14 protein-coding genes are annotated in these 21,766 nt (G+C 39.0%); 9 read left to right on the forward strand and 5 right to left on the reverse strand.

Translation table 11 applies throughout. The features are described 5' to 3' along the window. Positions 1-11: 11 nt before the first annotated feature. Both WAA15_RS02345 and WAA15_RS02350 read right to left on the reverse strand, forming a co-directional pair. Positions 12-2,630 carry a DUF5686 and carboxypeptidase regulatory-like domain-containing protein gene (locus tag WAA15_RS02345; RefSeq protein WP_337040783.1) on the reverse strand — a complete coding sequence of 873 codons (2,619 nt, stop codon included), beginning with the start codon at positions 2,628-2,630 and terminating at the stop codon, positions 12-14. Positions 2,631-2,670: 40 nt separating this feature from the next. Further along, positions 2,671-3,555: an alpha/beta hydrolase gene (locus WAA15_RS02350; protein WP_337040784.1), complete on the reverse strand. Its 885-nt coding sequence runs from the start codon at positions 3,553-3,555 to the stop codon at positions 2,671-2,673. Between the two features lie 289 nt (positions 3,556-3,844). Between WAA15_RS02350 and WAA15_RS02355 the strand changes: the two genes are divergently transcribed. From WAA15_RS02355 to WAA15_RS02380, 6 genes are all read left to right on the forward strand, one after another. Then, positions 3,845-4,564: an alpha/beta hydrolase-fold protein gene (locus tag WAA15_RS02355; RefSeq protein ID WP_337040785.1), complete on the forward strand. Its 720-nt coding sequence runs from the start codon at positions 3,845-3,847 to the stop codon at positions 4,562-4,564. A 104-nt stretch (positions 4,565-4,668) separates the two neighbouring features. Next, on the forward strand, positions 4,669-5,784 hold the full coding sequence (locus WAA15_RS02360; protein ID WP_337040786.1) for an ATP-grasp domain-containing protein: 1,116 nt from the start codon (positions 4,669-4,671) through the stop codon (positions 5,782-5,784). A gap of 84 nt (positions 5,785-5,868) precedes the next feature. Next, a complete protein-coding gene (locus WAA15_RS02365; RefSeq protein ID WP_337040787.1) occupies positions 5,869-6,966 on the forward strand; it encodes a carboxylate-amine ligase in 1,098 nt (365 codons plus the stop codon). Between the two features lie 182 nt (positions 6,967-7,148). Beyond that, positions 7,149-7,961, forward strand: coding sequence for a type 1 glutamine amidotransferase (locus tag WAA15_RS02370; protein WP_337040788.1), 813 nt, complete (start codon positions 7,149-7,151; stop codon positions 7,959-7,961). 78 nt (positions 7,962-8,039) lie between these two features. Next, entirely contained in the window at positions 8,040-9,236 is a 1,197-nt protein-coding gene (locus WAA15_RS02375; RefSeq protein ID WP_337040789.1) for a hypothetical protein, read from the forward strand. A gap of 30 nt (positions 9,237-9,266) precedes the next feature. Then, the gene (locus WAA15_RS02380) at positions 9,267-10,634 is read left to right on the forward strand and encodes a glycoside hydrolase family 140 protein (RefSeq protein WP_442892743.1); all 1,368 of its coding nucleotides are present in this window, start codon (positions 9,267-9,269) and stop codon (positions 10,632-10,634) included. Positions 10,635-10,705: 71 nt separating this feature from the next. Here the strand turns inward: WAA15_RS02380 and WAA15_RS02385 are convergent, their stop codons facing one another. Further along, positions 10,706-12,970: an aconitate hydratase gene (locus WAA15_RS02385; RefSeq protein ID WP_337040790.1), complete on the reverse strand. Its 2,265-nt coding sequence runs from the start codon at positions 12,968-12,970 to the stop codon at positions 10,706-10,708. A 306-nt stretch (positions 12,971-13,276) separates the two neighbouring features. On the opposite strand from WAA15_RS02385, the gene topA reads away from it, so the two are divergent. From topA to WAA15_RS02400, 3 genes are read left to right on the forward strand one after another with little or no spacing between them, the layout of a single operon-like run. Next, complete coding sequence (topA, locus tag WAA15_RS02390) at positions 13,277-15,745, forward strand: type I DNA topoisomerase (protein WP_337040792.1); 2,469 nt, start codon at positions 13,277-13,279, stop codon at positions 15,743-15,745. 19 nt (positions 15,746-15,764) lie between these two features. Next, positions 15,765-16,460, forward strand: a complete 696-nt coding sequence (locus tag WAA15_RS02395; RefSeq protein WP_337040794.1) for an SIR2 family NAD-dependent protein deacylase — start codon at positions 15,765-15,767, stop codon at positions 16,458-16,460. Between the two features lie 36 nt (positions 16,461-16,496). Then, positions 16,497-17,594 (forward strand): serine hydrolase domain-containing protein, encoded by a 1,098-nt coding sequence (locus tag WAA15_RS02400; protein ID WP_337040795.1) that lies wholly within the window; start codon positions 16,497-16,499, stop codon positions 17,592-17,594. 78 nt (positions 17,595-17,672) lie between these two features. On the opposite strand, the gene trxA is transcribed toward WAA15_RS02400, so the two are convergent. Together trxA and dnaE are read right to left on the reverse strand one after the other, a co-directional pair. Next, positions 17,673-17,999, reverse strand: a complete 327-nt coding sequence (gene trxA, locus WAA15_RS02405; RefSeq protein WP_337040796.1) for a thioredoxin — start codon at positions 17,997-17,999, stop codon at positions 17,673-17,675. Positions 18,000-18,103: 104 nt separating this feature from the next. Then, positions 18,104-21,688 (reverse strand): DNA polymerase III subunit alpha, encoded by a 3,585-nt coding sequence (dnaE, locus tag WAA15_RS02410; protein ID WP_337040798.1) that lies wholly within the window; start codon positions 21,686-21,688, stop codon positions 18,104-18,106. Positions 21,689-21,766 lie beyond the last annotated feature (78 nt).

The following is a 21,766-nucleotide window of genomic DNA, read 5'->3' on the forward strand; positions in this document are numbered from 1 at the left end:
TATAATTTATTTTACATGGTAACACCCAATTTAAGTCCCCAACGTTGGTATTTACCCTGCTCAAAACTACTCACTACCTCAATACGGGCTGCTTTTAAAATACCATCAATACCATACCCTATTTCAACATAATTTTTTAGTACCGGCGAATTCAGGTAATTAACAAAAATATCCTCTTTTAAGCCATACATTCTTACCAGAGTTAGTTGTGAAAATAACAACTTTTTAAACTCATTAATTACGTGTGCTTGTAAATATAACCCTTTTGTACTGAATTTGTATAGGTTCGTGTAAGAAACATTTTCTTCTCCTGCAATGGGCGTACGGGTATCTAATAAACGATAACGAGCAAAAAGACCTGTTTGTAATGCATTCAGGTAGTTATTGTTAATGTGCTTCATATCCATCAGATATATGCGTTTATCGTTCAGGAAATCGCCTACTTCAAACATATAGTCGAGTTTTCCTAAATAACTCATCCTGATATTTTGTTTCACACTCAGGCTAAGGTAATCAAAATCTACATCCATCATACCTTTCTTGTAGCTGAGCATAATTGCGGGTGAGTTTCCGGTTAAATATCTTTTTTTACCGTTACGTATCATTACTTTTGTTGACGGGCTCCACCTTATCTGGCTTTGCCATATAAGGGCTTTATGTTGCGTAAAACTGGTATTGCCCAGCTCAATTACCGGAGGGTTGTTCGGAGAAAAAGCATTTCTTGGAAAATCTTTAATTACATATATTTTATTGAGGTTTTCGAGTGGCGAACGTTCAGCCAATTCAATATTTGTAGTTAACAAAAAACGGGCATCCTTCTCAAAAGTATAGCCAATATTGAAATATTTTTTGTCGTATATTTTCAGAAAATTCTGTTCATTAAACAATGTAGTGGCAGTATTCATCCACTCAAATATAAAGCTATTGGGGTCGAACTGGGCAATATATTTTCCTACACCCATAGTTAGTTTTGAAGTACCTCTCTCTAACTCTATACCAATACGCCCCCGTAAAGCCTTTTCCTGAAAAGCGTATCGAATGTTTCCGAAAAAATTGTACCTAAACCTCTGGTTAGCGTTGAAAAGCGTATAGTTTTTATAACCTAATCCTAAATCAGAAACAATCCCTTCGACAGAGTTATAATTTAAACCTACAAAAGGCATATAGGGTGGTTCGAAATGCAGGTAATTATTATTCTTTAATTTGAAATCATAGTTGAGCAGAAAATACCGCCATGCTTTTTTTAGTGAGTCTTTCACCAAGCTATCGCGTTTTACAACCAAAGCAACTTTAATGCTATCACCAAAGTCATAACTCTTTTTTTCTTCTGTGGTTAGCGGAATATTCCGAACATTGTTCCAATAAGTTGAATCACGTTTTTTGGCTTCGGGGTCAATCATTACTACATCGTTACTGATAACTGCAATGTCTTCTCCTTTGGCTTTGCGTCTTTCTTTTTCTTCTCGCTCATACTCTTTCATTATTTTCTGCATATTTTTTACAGAAAACTCCTTTTGGTCTTTCAGTAATTGCTCGGTTTTCGAGTTTTTTAATGCTTTTTTTGAAAGTTCATCCTGAAACTTCCCTTCTTTGGTTTCATCCACGAGTTTTATTTCTTCTACAAATGCCGGATTTGTTGTTATTGTATGATAGTCGGCATTGACAAGGGCTTTTATCTCAAAGTCGAAACCAAAAAGTTTTCCAGAAAAATCAAGATTCTGATTAATAGGTACCCAAACCTTTTCGATTGGGCCGTAGTATTGGCTTAATTTAAGGCTCAAGCCATTATCAAGTGTTTCAACGTTTATGCTATGAATATTCCAGTAGTCGTCTATAATATAAATGCTGCCCTGCCAAACCCCGTCGCCATACGATTTAGGTATAATCCTGATTTTGTTAACAATAAGCCCCCTGTCTTCAAAAAAACCTTCATATTCAAATTTATAATATTTAAAGGCGATAGGCGATAATGGTGAAATCTGGTTAGTACCCGGAGCGTAAAAATCGAACAGGTAGAAGCCATCTGCGATGGAAATCTGGTCAAATGTACTTTTCTGCCCCAGAATCTTGATAAGTTTATTATTAGGCTGCTGGTAGTTAATTTCCATTACAGACTCCGACAGAAAAGGGATATTTTCCTTAATATTCTGTTTCAGCAAGTCTTTTCTAAGCACCAACGGTATTTTATTCAACACAATTGAATTTTTCACATAGGCTTTTGCATCAAAACTTACCACCTGTTTTTGGTGGATTTTGCTTTTAGCAATGGCCTTTCGCATAATTGTATAAGCAGGGTCTTCTTCTTTTGAACTGATACTCACTTCTTTTAAGGCAACTGTCTGCTCTTCTAGTTTGATGTTCAGTTCAATAAAATCCTTGTCAACAATAACTCGTTTTGTAGTTGGTTTATAACCCAAAAAATGAAAACTCACTTCATAAGTTCCTGCTTTTAGGTTCATGAGATACTCGCCTTCTGCATTGGCCATTGTGCCAGTATGCTGCCCCTTAATAATTACCGAAGTAAAAGGCAGTTTCTCCCCTTTTATATCAGTAATTTTTCCCTTTATGCCGCCTGCATATAGTTGTATATATAAAAACAATAAAAAACAGGTACTTAGTAGTTTTTGCATAAAAGTCTCGAATGTGGGTTTATATAATACCAGCGGCTTGCTAGTTACCTACAAGCCATTTTAAAAATACAGGCATGGCTTCGCTCCATGTTTTTGGGTTATGCTCGCCTCCAAGTACTTCGTAATAAATTATATCAACTTCTTTCTGGTAGCCATGGTTTTCGAGTTCAGTAATTAAATCGAGTGTATCTTCAATAGAATCTATAATTCCGTTATTGTTACGGTCGTCCTTTTCGTCGTTAGTACCACATTCAAACCAGAACTTCTGCCCCTCATGGTATTTGCCTTCTTTCACAATAGTGTGCATAATGCGGTCTTTTTCATCGTCATAACCTTCTTCATAAGCTTTTTTTCGCCACCAGAAAGACCCACTGAATACACCTACTTTTGAAAATATGTCAGGATTTGCCCATACTATATCAATGGCTGATAAGCCGCCTAGCGAAAACCCGCAAAAGAAATTATCCTCTTTTGCCAGAGAGGTTCCGTAATTACTCTGAATACAAGGCAATAATTCTTTCAGTACAAAACCTGTGTATTTATCTGCCAGACTACCACGATTTTTATAGTCGGGTGTTGAAGCTGTTCCATACTCCTGAATACGCCTTTCATTGGTATGAACTGCTACAAGCACAAAAGGTTTTATTGCATGGGTATCGTATAGTTTTTGAAGTATAACCGGCATTGATAATGCTTCGAGGTCCTGGCCGTCGTTCATGAACAGGACTTTATTGTTTTTTGCATGAATACTAAAATCAGGGGGAAGAATGATGTCATAAGCGACGTCCCGATTCAGGTATGTTGAATGAATGATGAAGTTTTTCTGAACGTTAACTGAATGCACTTGCGAATAAATTTTGGTTGGTAAAAACAACAATAAAAAGAGCATTAGCCGTATCAGTACAATAAAATTTTTAAAAATCATTTGTTTGATTGATTAAAATCGACTAATATTTCAATTAATTGTTTTATTTCGACAAAAATACAAATTCATTACACCAAAACACCAAAACACAACAAAACAATATTTTATTTTACAAGTAAGTTATTTTACAAAATTTAACCAAAGAACATTTTTTCAAAAAGATTTATTTGCAAAACTTTATTTGGTAAAAAATTTCCACACCAAGAAATATTCCGCGATTTTTGCAGAAAAATCTTTTACAAATTCAATAAACTGCTATCAAAAAATACCTTAAAGTACTATAAGCTGTATGAATGAAAAACACATCAAGTTCTTTTCTCATTTTCTGGGCAGAGACATAGATTTACTAATTAGTGGCCATTGGGGGTACCCAATTCTGATGTTTCCGACCTCTATGGGTAATTACCTGCAAAACAGAGACTTCGGGCTGAACAACTCTGTTGCGAATCTGGTTAATGATGGCAAAATAAAACTCTATAATGTCGACAGCATAGATTTCCAAAGTTTTTATGCACAGGGGATGTCTCCGAATGTCAAGATTTTCAATTACAATTTATATACCCGTTTCATCAGAGAAGAATTAGTACCTGCCATACAACGTGAATGCAGCGTACACAGAATTGGGGTAGCTGGTTGTAGCTTCGGGGGTTACCATTGCACTAACTTTGCTTTTAAATATCCTGATGTAGTTGACTACTGCTTTAGTATGAGTGGAGCCTTTGATATTAAAAATTTCATGAAAGGCTATTTTGACGATAATGTTTATTTCAATAATCCGGTTGATTATATGAAAAATCAGGACGGATGGAAATACAACCACATGAAAATTGTATTGGGTACTTCAGACTGGGATATTTGTAAGGATGACAACGTGAATATGTCGAGGATTCTGGCCGAGAGAGGTATTAACCACTGGTACGATGAGAAAAAATGGGCTTCGCACGATTGGCCACTCTGGCGCATGATGTTTCCAGAATATGTAGGAAAAATGCTTGACGGACAATTATAATATTAAGAACCAATTTTAATTTTAATAGTTAAGTTGAAGATATTGTATTTTCGACAAACCTCTATCAACAACAATAAAACAAACAATTTAATTTAGACTCATTTATGAAAAAAATAGGAATTCTTTTCGGAATGGAAGATACTTTTCCATGGGCATTTATTGACGAGGTAAATAAAACGGCTCCTGCTGGTATTATTGCCGAGCCTGTTTCGATTGATAAAGTAGAACAAGGCGTAGCTACTGATTACGCCGTTATTATCGACAGAATTTCTCAGGATGTGCCCTTTTACAGAGCTTACCTTAAAAATGCCGCTCTTTGTGGAACAGCCGTTATTAATAACCCTTTCTGGTGGAGTGCCGACGAAAAGTTTTTTAACAACTGTCTTGCTGTTAAATTAGGGGTTCCGGTACCTAAAACGGTATTACTTCCGTCGAAAGAAAGACCAACAGATACCACAGAGAAATCATTCAGAAACCTGAAATTCCCGATGGATTGGGAATATATGTTTGGTCAGATTGGTTTTCCGGCCTATATGAAACCTCATGCTGGTGGTGGCTGGAAAAGCGTCTACAAGGTATATGACTCGAACGACCTTTGGCAAAAACACGAAGAAACCGGCCAATTGGTAATGCTTTTACAGGAAGAAATCCAGTTTACAGATTATTACCGTTGTTACTGCCTAAATGGCAAATATGTTCATATTATGCCTTATGAGCCTCGTAATCCGCACCATTTACGCTATGCCACGCAGCCTAAAACTCAAGGCGAAGAGCATAAAAAACTAATGGCTACCATTACAGACTACGTGCTTCGCCTGAATAAAGCACTAGGCTACGACTTCAATACTGTTGAGTTTGCTGTGCGTGATGGTATTCCGTATGCTATCGACTTCTGTAATCCGGCCCCTGATGCCGATGTGAACTCGGTAGGACAAGGAAACTTTGAATGGATTGTGGCTAATGCTGCCAAAATGGCCATTGAAAGAGCAATTGAGCAAAAAGATGGTAAAAACAATTGTACATGGGGTACTTTCACAAAAGCATCGGTTTTAGGTGAAGGCGAAAACTTTTTGATAACTGGCACACAGGAACCAGCCGCCGAGAAAAAGGTAAGCCCGAAAAAAGCCGAAGTTGCACCGAAAGCTGAAGCACCTAAAAAAGCAACTGCAACACCAAAAGCAGAACCTGCTAAAAAAGTTACTCCTGCCAAGAAAAAATAACACGCCTTTGCAACCGATAAATATGCCCTTTATCGGTTGCAATACTTATCGTCTCCCACTTTAACACCCTGAACTAAGAAAATTATGTCACAATTTACATTAGGTATTGAAGAAGAGTTTCAGACTATCGACCCCGTAACAAGGGAGCTTCGTTCACACATGTCTAAAATAGTTGAAGGTGGTCAGGTAATTTTGCAGGAACGAATCAAACAAGAAATGCACCAGGCCGTTGTGGAGATGATTTCAAGCGTATGTGAAAATATACAACAAGCCCGTGAAGAAGTTACGTATTTGCGTCGTATGCTGTTTGATTTAGCCGCCAAGCAGAATCTTCATATTGCTGCTGCTGGCACGCACCCTTTTTCTGACTGGCAAAGGCAACTCATTACGCCAAACGAAAGATACGAAAAACTAATTGATGATATGCGCGACGTGGCACGCTCGAACCTGATTTTTGGTTTACACGTACACGTGGGCATTCCTAACCGTGAAGAGGGTATGCAGATTCTGAACACTGCCCGTTATTTTCTGCCCCATATTTATGCGTTGTCGACCAATTCGCCATTCTGGTGTGGGCGTAATACAGGTTTTAAATCGTATCGTTCAAAAGTATTCGATAAATTTCCGAGAACAGGTATTCCTGACTATTTCTCGAGCGTGGCTGAATACGACAACTACGTAAATCTGCTGATAAAAACCAACTGTATTGATAACGGCAAAAAAATATGGTGGGATATCCGCCTACATCCTTTTTACCCAACAGTTGAATTCAGAATCTGTGATATTCCGATGCGTGTTGATGAAACTATCTGCTTAGCGGCATTGATGCAAGCCATCATTGCAAAGATTCATAAGTTGCATAAACAAAATCTGAGCTTCCGTACATACCACCGAATGCTAATCAGCGAAAATAAATGGCGAGCCGCCAGATATGGCATTCAAGGTAACCTGATTGATTTCGGCAAGGAAACAGAAGTGCCCTATTCGCATCTTGCTGAAGAACTAATGGAGTTTGTTGATGACGTACTTGATGAACTGGGCAGCCGAAAAGAAGTAGAATATATTCATCAGATACTGAAAATGGGTAGCGGTGCCGACCGCCAGTTGAAAGTCTTTGAAGAAACTCAAAGCCTTGAAAAAGTAGTTGACTACATTGTATCAGAAACAAAAATTGGTCTGTAAGCTGAACAAATCGGCCAAATAAATTTGTTGTACTATTCTTAGGATAAAACCTTGCAAGTAAAACACTTGCAGGATTTTATAAAGACGTAGCAAATGCTATTTAACAGTTTTTTGCTTAAGTTTGTATTTGCTTTTTACTAATTTAGACCTCCCTCACAGCAATCGGGAGTTTGTTTTATGTTATGAATATTGCAATTTTAGACCTATACGATGGCAAGCCCAATGAAGGTATGCGTTGTATAAAAATGTTGTGCGAACAATTTTTGTCACAGGAAGATACCGCGGGGCATTATGATGTTTTTGATGTTCGACAAAAAAATGAAATTCCTTCATTGAATGATTATCAGATATTTATATCCACAGGTGGGCCGGGTAATCCGTTACCAGAAGGTCATTTGTGGGAACAAAAATATTTTGATTTTATCGACCAGATTTTTAAATATAACAGTCAGAATGAAGATAAAAAATATCTTTTTCTGATTTGCCATTCTTTCCAGATAGCAAGCTATCATCTAGGCTTTGGCGAGGTTTGTAAAAGAAAATCAACTTCGTTTGGAGTAATGCCTATTCATCGGACAGAAGATGGCGAACACGAGCCCCTGTTTGAAAAACTTCCTGATGTTTTCTATGCAGTTGATTCAAGAGATTATCAGTTGATTCAACCAAACTGGGAAAAAATCAATGAATTTGGAGCCAAAGTTTTATGTCTGGAAAAAGTGCGCCCTCATGTGCCTTTAGAAAGAGCCATTATGGCTATAAGGTTTTCGGACGAGGTTTTTGGTACGCAGTTTCACCCCGAAGCCGATTCTGAAGGAATGATGCACTATTTCAAACAAGAAGAAAAAATGCTGGCTGTAATTAAAGAATATGGGTCAGAAAAATACGAGGAAATGATTGACAGGCTTGATGACCCAGACAAAATTATGCTCACCGAATCGGTAATTATTCCGACTTTTTTAAGAAATGCTGCCGAAAGCATATTAGAATTAGCCTAAGACTTTTAAAGGTATATCTGCAAAAGTGGATATACCTTTTTCTTCCATTATTAGTATTCATTCCGATAAATTAAATTTATGATACCCGAAATACGTCATCAGTTTAATGCTAGTTTTTCGCAAGAAAAATATGAGGCACTCATAGCTGAAATTGAAAAGGATTTTCCCAAGCAATTAGACTTCCGTGTAGCAGAAACTCCCGTTTTTGTGCCACAGGCACTCAAAATAAAAACTCTTCAGGCATGTAACGACATTATCGATACCCTGATGAAAGATGATTTTAAAGCTAAAACTGAACGAGCTATTCCGGTAAATCAGTTTGTACCTAACGAAAACAGCCATACACATTTTTTAGCCATTGACTTCGCTGTTTGTCGGGGCGAAAACGGCGAACTTACTCCACAATTAATTGAATTACAGGGCTTTCCATCATTGTTCGGGTATCAATGGTATATCGGCCAGAAATATAAAAAGTTCTTTTATAGCCCTAAAAACTTTAGCCAATATTTTAATCGGCTAAGTATGGCTTCGTATGTTGACGAAATGAAAAAGGTTTTTCTTGGAGAAGAAAAAGCCGAAAATGTAATATTGCTCGAAATTTATCCCGAAAAACAAAAAACAAGGCTTGATTTTGAAATAACAAAACAACTTTGGGGTATTGAACCAGTATGTTATACTAAAATAAAAAAAGACGGCAGGCAACTCTATTATGAAAAAGATGGCAAGCGAATTGACATCAAGAGAATTTACAACCGACTGATTTTTGACGACTTATTACAGAATTATCCGAATCTGGAAACGGAGTTTAAATTAACCGATGATGTTGATGTAACATGGGTTACTCACCCTAACTGGTTTTTTCGTATTAGCAAGTTTACGCTTCCGCTACTCAACAGCCCTTATGTACCTAAGAGTTATTATTTATCGGAATTAAAAGAATATCCTGCCGATTTAGAGAACTATGTATTAAAACCTTTGTTTTCGTTTGCTGGAAGTGGCGTAAAGCTAAACTTTACGAAAGATGATTTGGACGCTATCACTGACAAAGAAAACTTTCTGATTCAGCGTAAAGTGAAATATGAGCCTATAATTGAAGACCTACAAGGTGATTTAATCAAGACAGAAATAAGAATGCTATTTGCGTGGGCCGATAACGCCAAACGACCAGCATTAGTGACGAATCTGGCGCGTTTGAGCCGTGGTGAAATGATTGGCGTAAACTTTAATAAAAATTTTGACTGGGTGGGCGGAAGTTGTGCTTTCTTCGAAGAATGAGACTATTGTTTTCAATTAACCTAACAAAATATGCAATCGAAATCATTCTATTCGACCCTACTCTTGTTTTTAATGTGCCTGAGTGTTTTTGCTCAGACTTTCAGCGTAAGCCCTAATAAACGTTTCTTACTGAAAGATGGCAAGCCCTTTTTCTGGCTTGGCGATACTGCGTGGGAGTTATTTCATCGACTTGACAGAGAAGATGCCGATTATTATCTACAAAAAAGAGCTTCTCAGAACTATACAGTTATACAAGCCGTAGCACTTGCCGAATTTGATGGGCTGAATGTTCCTAATCCTTACGGCGACTTACCTTTAATTAATAATGACCCTACCAAACCCAATGAGGCGTATTTCAAACACGTAGATTACATTATTGACAAAGCGGCTGAATATGGGTTAACAATTGGTTTTTTACCAACATGGGGTGATAAACTCTATAAATCAACATGGGGCAAGGGACCTGAGGTTTTTAATACCAATAATGCGCGTATTTATGGCAAATGGCTAGCTACCCGTTATAAAAACCGAAAGAATATTATCTGGATTTTAGGTGGTGACAGAACCCCACGTGAAGGTACTAACGATGTTGAAGTATGGAGAGCCATGGCTGCGGGTATTGTGGAAGGTGTTGGCGGAAACGACAACGCCCTTATTACTTTTCATCCTCAACCCAACCGCGAAGGTGCAAGCCAATGGTTTCATCATGATGATTGGTTCGATTTCAATATGTTTCAGAACGGCCATTGCCGCGATACCCCAATTTATGATAACATTAAAGGCTCTTATGACAGAAACCCTACTAAGCCTGTTATTGATGGCGAACCTATTTATGAAGACCACCCTGTTTGTTTTAATGCCCACGAATTAGGAACTTCTAGTGCCTATGATGTACGAAAATACGCGTATCTGGATATATTTGCTGGAGCATTCGGGCATACGTATGGGTGTCATGACATCTGGCAAATGTATTCTCCTAACCGTGAAGCCGTGAACGGGCCTCACTTTTACTGGCAACAGGCCCTCGACTTACCAGGGGCTAAACAAATGAAACTTGTACGCCGTTTAATCGAATCAAGGCCATTTCTTGACAGAGTTCCTGACCAATCTTTAATTGTAGAAGATAACCTTCCGGCCAGTGAACGCATTCAAGCTACCAGAGGCAACGACTACGCTTTTATCTATACTTCTACCGGTAAACCTTTTACGGTAAATACCGGAAAAATTTCGGGAACACAATTAACTGCTTACTGGTATGACCCCCGAAATGGAAAAGTAGAAGAAATAGGGAAAATAAACAATAATGGTACTCATAAATTTAATCCTCCACGCTCGGGCTATGGACAAGACTGGGTTCTTGTTCTTGACGATGCTTCAAAGAATTTTCCAAAGCCATAAGCTACTTCCATAAAAAAATCCCGTGTTTCCACGGGATTTTTCATTTATCAATCAATCGTTTGATTCTATTTTTATACTTCAGCCGCAATCAGATTCAACGCCGAACCAGCTTTAAACCAGCCAATCTGGCTTGTATTATAAGTATGGTTCAATTTGATTTCATCTTTCGAGCCATCTGCGTGGTGCGCTACCAATGTTAATGGTACTCCTTCCGCAAAGGTAGTTAAGCCTAAAATATCGAAAGTATCGTTTTCCTGAATTTTATCATAATCGGCAGGGTCAGCAAACGTTAATGCCAACATACCTTGTTTTTTCAGGTTGGTTTCGTGGATACGAGCAAACGAACGAACAACAATGGCACGAACACCTAAATGACGTGGCTCCATAGCTGCGTGCTCACGTGATGAACCCTCACCATAGTTTTCGTCACCTACCACTATACTTCCGATTCCGGCAGCTTTGTAAGCACGTTGCACGGCTGGTACTTCGCCATATTCGCCAGTAATTTGGTTTTTAACTTTGTTGGCAGTACCATTAGCAAAGTTAATTGCACCAATTAAAAGGTTGTTTGAGATATTATCAAGGTGTCCGCGATATTTTAACCACGGGCCAGCCATCGAGATATGGTCGGTTGTACATTTACCTTTTGCTTTAATCAACAATTTCAAGCCGGTAAGGTCTGTTCCCTCCCATGCCTTGAATGGCTCAAGCAATTGTAAGCGGTCCGATTTAGGACTCACCGCCACTTTTACCTTGCTACCATCTTTTTTAGGTTTTTGATAACCAGCATCTTTTACATCGAAGCCAAGTGGAGGTAACTCAACACCCTGAGGTGGGTCTAGTTTTACCTGTTCGCCTTTTTCGTTAGTAATAGTATCTTTTGCAGGGTTAAATGTAAGGCTACCGGCAATGGCAAATGCAGTTACGATTTCAGGCGATGCCACAAATGCGTGTGTATTAGGGTTACCATCGGCACGTTTAGCAAAGTTTCTGTTAAACGAAGTAATGATTGAGTTTTTCTCCCCTTTTTCGGCACCATGTCTGGCCCATTGCCCAATACAAGGCCCACAGGCATTGGCAAGTACTACACCCCCTATCGAACTGAAAGTATTCAGAATACCATCTCTTTCGGCTGTATAACGTACTTGTTCAGACCCCGGAGTAATTGTAAACTCCGATTTTGCTACAATATGTTTAGCAGCGGCCTGTGCAGCAACAGAAGCCGCGCGTGTCATGTCTTCGTAAGATGAGTTAGTACATGAACCAATCAGACCTACATCAAGTTTTTCTGGCCATTTGTTTTTCTTTACAGCTTTGGCAAATTTAGAAAGCGGCCATGCCAAATCTGGAGTGAATGGTCCATTGATACGTGGCTCAAGTCTTGAAAGGTTAATTTCAATAACTTGGTCGTAGTATTGTTCAGGGTTATCGATACACTCTTGGTCAGGGCGAAGCAAATCTTTGATACCATTAGCCAAAGAAGCTACTTTGGCACGGCCAGTTGCTTTAAGGTAAGCCGCCATTTTACGGTCATAACCAAACAATGAGGTAGTAGCACCAATTTCGGCACCCATATTACAGATGGTACCTTTACCGGTAGCCGAAAGGCTATCTGCACCTTTACCAATATATTCAACAATGTATCCGGTTCCTCCTTTTACTGTCAGGCGGCCTGCTACTTCCAGAATAACATCTTTTGCAGAAGCCCATCCTTTTAATTTACCTGATAGTTTTACACCAATAAGTTTAGGCATTTTCAGTTCCCATGCAAGGCCCGACATTACGTCGCAAGCATCAGCACCACCTACACCAATCGCCACCATACCTAAACCACCTGCATTAGGTGTGTGTGAGTCAGTACCTATCATCATTCCACCCGGAAAAGCATAGTTTTCAATAACTACTTGGTGAATAATACCCGCTCCTGCTTTCCAGAAACCTATACCGTATTTATTAGATACTGATGAAAGGAAATCGTAAACTTCTTTATTTTTTTCGTTAGCAACTTTCAAATCTTCAGCAGCACCTACCTTTGCCTGAATCAAGTGGTCACAATGAACAGTAGAAGGAACAGCAACTTTTGGACGGCCGGTAGTCATGAATTGTAACAATGCCATCTGCGCGGTTGCATCTTGCATAGCAACGCGGTCAGGGGCAAAATCAACATAGTCCACTCCTCTACCATACGTTTTTGCAGGAACACCTTCCCACAAATGAGAATAAAGTATTTTTTCCGCCAAAGTCAGAGGTCTGCCTACTAATTTGCGAGCGGCCTCTACTCTTTCGGGCATTCGAGCGTAAACGCTCTTAATCATATCTAAATCAAAAACTGCCATTTGTTAAAGAAAATTTTAAATGTTAAAAACTCAAATCCGGATTGATAGATGAAGGATTGCGCCAAAATTACAAAACATCGTCAAATTTTGAATAGTAATTTTTCAAATATTGCGAAAAATAAGCATTAAATTACGTATAAACATGATTTTCATGAAATATACCCCTGATGAAATAACTCAAAAACGGTGCATTTTTGTTCAAATATTTTCGTTTTCATATTTTTTTAATAATTTTTCTAAAACTTTTGTGCAGTCTTTTGCATTATTATCTTAATATCGCACAAAAATTCAAATAAAGGCCAAAGAATGTCGAAGAACTTAGTTATAGTTGAGTCACCAGCAAAAGCAAAAACCATTGAAGGGTATCTTGGGAAAGATTTTACAGTTAAATCTAGTTTTGGACATATAAGAGACCTACCTGACAAGGAACTGGGAATTGATATTAATAAAAATTTCACTCCTAAATATGCTGTTTCTTCTGACAAAACAAAAGTTATTAACGAGCTTAAAAAACTTGCCAAAGAGTCGGAAACAGTATGGCTCGCTACTGACGACGACCGTGAGGGAGAAGCCATCTCATGGCATCTGAAAGAATCATTAGGGCTGAAAGATTCGACCCCGCGTATTGTTTTCAGAGAAATCACAAAAAAGGCCATTACTACTGCTATTCAGAATCCACGTACGATTGACATGGACCTTGTGAATGCTCAACAGGCCCGCCGGATTCTTGACCGTCTGGTTGGTTTTGAGCTTTCGCCAGTACTTTGGCAAAAAATCAGAACCGGTGAGCGCACTAATTTATCGGCAGGGCGGGTACAATCGGTAGCAGTGAGGCTCATTGTTGAGCGAGAAAGAGAAATTGATGGGCACAACTCAAAATCATCGTTTAAAGTAGTAGCACAGTTTCTGGTTGATAAAGGTAAAATACTTAATGCCGAACTCCCTAAAAATTTTGAAACCGAACAACAGGCAAAAACATTTTTAGAGAAATGTCGTGGAGCTATTTTTACCATCAAAAATCTGGAAGTAAAACCTGCCAAAAAATCGCCGGCAGCCCCTTTTACTACTTCAACTTTGCAACAGGAAGCCTCAAGAAAATTAGGTTTTTCGGTATTACAAACCATGACTGTTGCGCAGAAATTATACGAATCGGGTAAGATTTCTTATATGCGTACCGACTCAACCAATCTTTCAGGAGAAGCCATCGAAAAGGCAAAAATCCAGATTGAAAACGCTTATGGAGAAAAATATGTAAAAGTCAGACAGTATAAAACCAAAAGTGAGTCGGCACAAGAAGCACACGAAGCTATCAGACCTACCGATTTTAGCGTTGAAAAGATAGATGGCGACAGAAGCGAACAACGTCTTTATGAGTTAATCTGGAAACGTTCAATAGCATCACAGATGGCTGATGCAGAACTCGAAAGAACCATTGCCACAATTGGGATTTCGAGCACACCCGAAGAATTAATAGCTACCGGAGAAGTAATTAAGTTTGACGGTTTCCTGAAAGTATATCTTGAGTCGAACGACGATGAGGACGAAGAAAACAAAGGTATGCTTCCACCACTTGCAATCGGGCAGGAACTGAACCTGTCTGAAATGAAAGCTACCGAACGCTTTACCAAACCAGCCCCACGTTACACCGAGGCAAGTCTGGTAAAAAAACTGGAAGAAATGGGCATTGGCCGTCCTTCTACGTATGCGCCAACAATTTCTACCATTATTAAAAGAAATTATGTTGTAAAAGAAGACCGCCCGGGTAAGGAAAGAAATTTCAAGGAGTTTTCATTGAAAGGTGATATTATCTCCGAGAAAATAGGTAAAGAAACCTACGGTACTGAAAAAGCCAAGTTATTTCCGACCAATATTGGTATGGTTGTAAACGATTTTCTGGTAGAGAACTTCGACGACATTATCGATTATAGTTTCACAGCCAATGTTGAAAAAGATTTTGATAAAGTAGCAGACGGCAAAGTAGAATGGCAAAAAATGATTGCCGATTTTTACAAGGATTTCCATAAAAAAGTGGAACAAGCCGACGGTGTAAAAGCAACTAAAGGTGCCCGTGAGCTTGGAATTGACCCAAAAACTGGTAAAAAGGTTTCGGTAAAAATTGGCAAGTTTGGCCCTTATGTTCAGATTGGGGAAATCAATGACGAAGAGAAACCTGTTTTTGCCAGTCTGATGAAAAATCAACTGGTTGATACCATCACGTTAGAAGATGCACTGGCTTTATTTGATATGCCTAAACTACCGCGCGAAGTTGGCTTTTATGAAGATAAACCCCTGTTAGTTGCGGCTGGTAAGTTCGGGCCATATATCAAACATGACGAAAAGTTCTATAATCTCGACAAAGCCGATGATCCATATCTGATAACTGCAGAGCGAGCCATTGAAGTAATTGAAGCTAAACGCAATAGTGGCGATTTGTCACAACCAAAAGACTTGGGTATTTTTGAAGGTCTGGCTGTTAATATCGGGAAAGGTCGTTTTGGCTTTTACGTAAAACACGGCGACAAATATTACAATATCGATAAAGGCACTAACGCAGCTGAGGTAAACTTTGACAAAGCCGTAGAAATTATTAAGGCTAAAAAAGCCGCTGAAAGCAATAAAATTATCAGAGAGTTTCCTGAGAACCCGACTGTTCAGGTTTTAAACGGGCAATACGGGCCATATATTAAGGTGGGCAAACGCAATGTTAAAATACCTAAGGGCACCGACCCCGCTACTTTAACATTAGAAGATTGCCTGAAACTAGCCAATGGGTAAACCCTGAAATACTATTTCTATGAAAAAACTGGTTGTATTAACAGGTGCTGGTATTAGTGCAGAAAGTGGCCTGAAAACTTTCAGGGATAGCGACGGCCTATGGGAAAACCATAAGATAGAAGATGTTGCTACACCTGAGGGTTGGCACAAAAATCCTGAACTGGTTTTACAGTTTTATAATGAACGCCGTGCAAAAGCTTTTGAAGCTCAACCTAATGCAGGGCATCAGGCTTTAGCCGAACTTGAAAAGTATTTCGATGTAAATATTATTACCCAGAATGTCGATAACCTGCATGAAAAAGCAGGTTCTACGCAGGTATTGCATTTACATGGCGAATTAAGTAAAGTAAGGAGTATTAAAAATGAAAAATTAATTAAAGATATTGGTGGTGATGCTATTTACTGGGGCGATTTAGGAGAAGATGGACATCAGCTTCGGCCACACATTGTCTGGTTTGGCGAAATGGTACCCATGATTGAGCCCGCAGCCAAAATAGCTGCTGATGCAGATGTTTTTGTGGTTGTAGGCACTTCATTACAGGTATACCCTGCTGCCGGATTGATTCACTATGTAGGCTCACATGCAGCTAAATTTCTTGTTGACCCTTATATTCCTGAAGCCTCTTCTAATCATAATAATATTAGCTTTATAACCGAAACCGCCACGGTTGGTGTACCACAGTTGGCTCAATTGCTCATTCGGGAGTACGCATAACAGGGTTATAGGTCTGTTTACAATCAAAATAGCTTTATGAAAAAAACCATTATTTTTCTGTTAATGGCTCATCTTTCGTTTGCACAGGGTTTAACCCAGAAACTCGACTCTCTGTTTAGAGCAAATATCAGCCCTGACAATGCAGGTGCAGCCTTGTTACTCATCAAAGACGGAAAAACTATTTATAAAAAAGGGTTCGGGCTAGCTAATATTGAAACCAAAACATCTGTTACGGCTTCAACTAATTTCAGAATGGCCTCTGTTTCAAAACAATTTACAGCAGCTTGTATTATCTTGCTCGAGAATCGTAAGTTATTGAGTTATGAAGACAACCTCCTAAAGTTTTTTCCTGATTTTAATAAACAAGTTGGTTCAGTTATTCAAATCAAACATTTGCTAACACATACATCAGGCATCAAAGATTATGAAGAACTAATTTCAGATAATCAGAAAGAGCAAATTTCAGATGCGGATGTTCTGGAATTACTGAAACCACAAGAGCAAACATATTTTGCGGTTGGTAGCCAGTTTCGTTACAGTAACTCAGGATTTTGTTTATTAGAACAAATTGTAGAAAAGGTTTCAGGGCAAAGTTTTTCGGCCTTCATCAAAGCAAATATATTTGAGCCACTGCGTATGAAAAACACCCTTATCTATGAAACAGGAAAACCCATAAAAAACAGAGCTATGGGCTATGCCAGAAACAAAGAAGGGCAACTTGTTTTTTCGGACCAGAGTATTACTAGTGCTACCAAAGGCGATGGCTGTGTTTATACATCGCTGGATGACTATCAGAAGTGGTATCAGGCCATACTTACACACCAATTGTTTAATCTCGACTTTGAGCTTAAAAAAATTAATAAGCCAATTGCAGGTACAAAGGGTATTAACTATGCCTTAGGATGGTTTAATGGCTATGACAACACCTCTCATATTGAACTGTACCATACTGGTAGCACGTGCGGTTTTAGTAACGTGGTAAACATGGCGCCGCACCAAAAATTCTTATTGGTATATTTTTCAAATATTGCTGATAACCATGCACTCGAAAAGCCCGTCAGAGAGTTGTTAAAAGAAGTAAAAATCGACGATTCGGCAGTAGATTTTGAAAAAGCCCTGAGCCTTACCAACTAAACATAGCAAAGCTAAATTTCATAAAAAAGCCTGACTATGCGTGCATAATCAGGCTTTTTAAATTCGTATTGATATATATTAGTTCAATTGCGCTTCTAATTTTGAAGTAAGCACGTGTTTTGGAACTGCGCCAACAATTTTATCAACTAACTGACCATTTTTGAAAATCATTAGCGTAGGAATTGAACGAATACCGAAGTTCATAGGAACCTGTGCATTTGCGTCAACATCCATTTTGCCAATAATTGCTTTACCTTCATAATCATTAGCCATTTCTTCAACTAATGGGCCTATCATTTTACAAGGTCCACACCATTCTGCCCAAAAATCTACTAATACGGGTTTGTCAGACATAATCAGTTCTGCAAAGTTTGCGTCCGTGACTTTAATTGCTTTATGATCCATTTTATAATGATTTAGTACCTTTTTTTCTCTTTTGGAATTAAGGTTTTTTTGTTATTATTTTGTTTGTTACATGACTAACAAAACAGTATTTAAGAAAAGTTCCATCAAGCAAAAACAACATTTTCGTCTCCTACTAATTGCTTTAGTTCTTTAACAAAATCGTTCGTTGAAGCCACTTTTGCTTTCCTTGAAAGCAGCAAAACATCAAGCCTTTCTTCTGCATCATGTACCGATAACTTAAAATCGAATGTACCCGGGTAGCGGGTTGCAGTTGTATTAATTTCTTCAATTAACTGGGCATTTATCTGCTGCAAACCTATAATAATTTTCACTTCTTTAAACATTTTGTTGCGCAGTTCGCTCAGCAATTCCATTCCAAGAGGTTTAAAGTCCCATTCACCCTCACGGCCCCATCTGGTTTGAACTTTACCACGAATAAACAAAAATAGCCCTATATTCAGAAATTTCGAGAAATTAACATAATCTTGCCCGAAAAGCATCATTTCCATGCTTGAGTTATAGTCCTCAATTTTCAGAATACCGAATGGATTTCCGTTCTTCGACTGCTTGTGTTGCACCATCGACACCACTCCACCGATATTTATTTCTTTGTTCTGGTTATGCGGCTCAAAAATCTGGTCGAGCGGTACGCACCGTTTCATTTCTAACGAAAACTCATCAAGCGGGTGGCCCGATATGTAAAACCCTACTACTTCTTTTTCAAATTTAAGTTTCTGAATATCACCCCATTGCTCGGTATGATTCACTTTTGGCTTGGCAATATCAAAGCCACTCCCTCCTAGAGAGCCAAACAAGGAATTCTGCCCTGCCGACGCATTTTCGTGGTGTTTGTTGGCATATCTGATAAGTTTCTCAATCAATGTGCTTCCGTCGCTATCATCAAAATATTGCGCTCTATGCAAATCTGGAAAGCAATCGAAAGCTCCGGCATAGGCAAACGACTCAAGCGTTTTTTTGTTTACCGTACGAAGGTTCACTCTGGTAATAAAGTCGAAAATATCTTTGAAAGGCCCATTTTTATCACGTTCTTCAATTACGGCATCAACGGCTGCATCGCCAGAGCCTTTAATTCCACCCATACCAAAACGGATTTCGCCTTTTTTGTTTACACTAAATTGCTTCTGCGACTCGTTCACATCTGGCCCCAATACAGGTAAACCAATAGCCTTACATTCTTCCATGAAGAATGTAATTTTATCGATATTGCCTAATTGAGAGGTCAAGACGGCCGCCATATATTCGGATGGATAATGAGCCTTTAAATAGGCTGTCTGATAAGCCACAAAGGCGTAGCAGGTAGAATGTGACTTATTGAAAGCGTACGAAGCAAAGGCTTCCCAGTCTGTCCAGATTTTTTCAAGGGTTTTCTCAGGATGCCCTTTTGCCTTTGCACCTTCCAAAAATTGGGGCTTTAGTTTATCAAGCGTTTTACGGTCTTTTTTCCCCATAGCTTTTCGCAAAACGTCGGCATCACCCTTTGAAAAACCTGCCAGTTTCTGCGAAAGAAGCATTACCTGCTCCTGATACACCGTAATGCCGTAGGTTTCTCCCAGATATTCCTCCATATCGGGCAAGTCGTAGGTTACTTCTTCACGGCCATGCTTCCGGTTAATAAAGTTAGGGATGTATGCAATCGGCCCCGGACGGTACAGGGCATTCATAGCAATTAAATCATCGAGACGGTCGGGTTTGAGGTCTTTCATGTACTTCTTCATGCCGTCAGACTCGAACTGGAACACAGCATTGGTTTCGCCCCTTTGAAACAACTCATAAGTTTTTGTATCATCGAGCGGAATATTGTCGATGTCAATCTCTACCCCATGATTTTCTTTAACCATACGCAGACAATCCTTGATGATAGTCAAGTTTCGCAGTCCCAAAAAGTCCATCTTGATTACCCCTGCATCTTCAATGATTTTTCCTTCATACTGTGTTATCAGCAGTTCAGAATCTTTTGAGGTAGAAACAGGAAGAATGTTGTACAGGTCTTCAGGGGCGATAATGATACCCGCCGCATGAATACCTGTATTTCGGACTGTACCTTCGAGTTTTTCAGCTTGTTGTAAAACCTTCGCTGTCAGGTCGGTGCCATTATACATAGCACGTACTTTTTTCACATTCTCGATTTCGTCGGGCTGCAAACCAATTTCAGACAAACTCTTTGGCCCATCTAACGGATAATGAATCAGCTTTTCAAAATCAATTCCATAAGTGGGTTTATCAGGAATGAGTTTCGCAATGTAGTTAGCATCTGCCAGAGGTAGTTCCATGACACGAGCCACGTCTTTTATCGACGATTTGGTGGCCATAGTACCATAGGTGATAATCTGCGCTACCTGATTCTTTGTATATTTTTTTACCACATAATCAATTACTTTCTGTCGACCTTCATCATCAAAATCCGTATCAATATCGGGCATCGACTTACGGTCAGGATTCAGAAAACGCTCAAATAGCAGGTTGTATTTAATAGGGTCGATGTTTGTAATACCTATACAATAAGCCACTGCACTCCCTGCCGCACTACCACGGCCAGGGCCAATCATGACACCTAAGTCGCGGCCTGCTTTGATGAAGTCCGATACAATAAGGAAATATCCGGCAAACCCCATTGATTTGATGGTAAACAACTCAAAATCAAGCCGTTCTTGTGTTTCCACCGATATTTCACCATAACGCTGTTTTGCCCCTTCGTAAGTAAGGTGTTTCAGGTACTCCCACTGATTCATTACATCGTCGGAGTGTATCCTGAACGCCTCAGGAATCGGGAAATTCGGAAGCATAATGTCACGCTTGAGCTTCAGTGTTTCTACCTTATCAACGATTTCATTTGTGTTGTCAATAGACGCAGGCAAGTCGCTAAAAAGCGTACTCATTTCCTGTGTAGTTTTGAAATAAAACTGGTCGTTATAAAATGCAAAACGTGTATCTCTCGAAACGGAATCATCGTCATTAAACTCTTTGGCCGATGGGGTCGATAGTTTTTCGTTGGTATTTACACATAACAGAATATCATGGGCTACCCAGTCTTGCTGGTCAACATAATGGCTATCATTGGAAGCAATAATTTTTACACCATATTTCTTGGCGAATTTTATCAACACCTCGTTTGCTTTTATCTGCTCAGGAATATCATGCCTTTGTATTTCGACATAATAATCCTCTCCGAATCTATCCAACCACCATTTAAATTCTTTTTCGCCTTCCTCCTCTCCTTTTCTGAGAATCGTTTTAGGTACCATTGCCCCTATGCAACAGGTGGTGGCAATAAGCCCTTCCTTGTATTGTTCAATCAGGGCTTTAGTAATACGCGGGTATTTACCGTAAAGCCCTTCGATATACCCTAAGGAACATAGTTTTGTGAGGTTTTTATAACCGGTTGCATTTTTAGCCAGTAAAAGTTGATGAAAACGCTGGTCTTTTTGTTCTTTGGTAAATTGCTTGCGGGTGTGGTCTTCTACCACATAAAACTCACAGCCAACAATGGGCTTCACATTATATTTATTGGCAGTAGCTACGAAATCGAACACCCCGAACATATTACCGTGGTCGGTAATGGCCATGGCGGGCATATTGTCAGCCTGTGCTTTTGCAAATAATTTTTTTATATCAGAGGCTCCATCGAGCAACGAAAATTGCGTGTGATTATGTAAGTGCGAAAATTGCATATCTGAATATTCTGAGATTTCTGTACCACTAAATTAATAAAAAAATCATGCTTAAAACGTATTATTTTTTAATAATGA

Origin of the sequence: Emticicia sp. 17c, from assembly GCF_037153985.1 — a bacterium.
GTDB lineage: Bacteria > Bacteroidota > Bacteroidia > Cytophagales > Spirosomataceae > Emticicia.

Excerpts from the sequence above, each read along its gene's own strand:
- WAA15_RS02345 (WP_337040783.1), bottom strand. The coding sequence starts at position 2,630 with ATGCAAAAACTACTAAGTACCTGTTTTTTATTGTTTTTATATATACAA.
- WAA15_RS02350 (WP_337040784.1), bottom strand. The coding sequence starts at position 3,555 with ATGATTTTTAAAAATTTTATTGTACTGATACGGCTAATGCTCTTTTTA.
- WAA15_RS02355 (WP_337040785.1), top strand. The coding sequence starts at position 3,845 with ATGAATGAAAAACACATCAAGTTCTTTTCTCATTTTCTGGGCAGAGAC.
- WAA15_RS02360 (WP_337040786.1), top strand. The coding sequence starts at position 4,669 with ATGAAAAAAATAGGAATTCTTTTCGGAATGGAAGATACTTTTCCATGG.
- WAA15_RS02365 (WP_337040787.1), top strand. The coding sequence starts at position 5,869 with ATGTCACAATTTACATTAGGTATTGAAGAAGAGTTTCAGACTATCGAC.
- WAA15_RS02370 (WP_337040788.1), top strand. The coding sequence starts at position 7,149 with ATGAATATTGCAATTTTAGACCTATACGATGGCAAGCCCAATGAAGGT.
- WAA15_RS02375 (WP_337040789.1), top strand. The coding sequence starts at position 8,040 with ATGATACCCGAAATACGTCATCAGTTTAATGCTAGTTTTTCGCAAGAA.
- WAA15_RS02380 (WP_442892743.1), top strand. The coding sequence starts at position 9,267 with ATGCAATCGAAATCATTCTATTCGACCCTACTCTTGTTTTTAATGTGC.
- WAA15_RS02385 (WP_337040790.1), bottom strand. The coding sequence starts at position 12,970 with ATGGCAGTTTTTGATTTAGATATGATTAAGAGCGTTTACGCTCGAATG.
- topA (WP_337040792.1), top strand. The coding sequence starts at position 13,277 with ATGTCGAAGAACTTAGTTATAGTTGAGTCACCAGCAAAAGCAAAAACC.
- WAA15_RS02395 (WP_337040794.1), top strand. The coding sequence starts at position 15,765 with ATGAAAAAACTGGTTGTATTAACAGGTGCTGGTATTAGTGCAGAAAGT.
- WAA15_RS02400 (WP_337040795.1), top strand. The coding sequence starts at position 16,497 with ATGAAAAAAACCATTATTTTTCTGTTAATGGCTCATCTTTCGTTTGCA.
- trxA (WP_337040796.1), bottom strand. The coding sequence starts at position 17,999 with ATGGATCATAAAGCAATTAAAGTCACGGACGCAAACTTTGCAGAACTG.
- dnaE (WP_337040798.1), bottom strand. The coding sequence starts at position 21,688 with ATGCAATTTTCGCACTTACATAATCACACGCAATTTTCGTTGCTCGAT.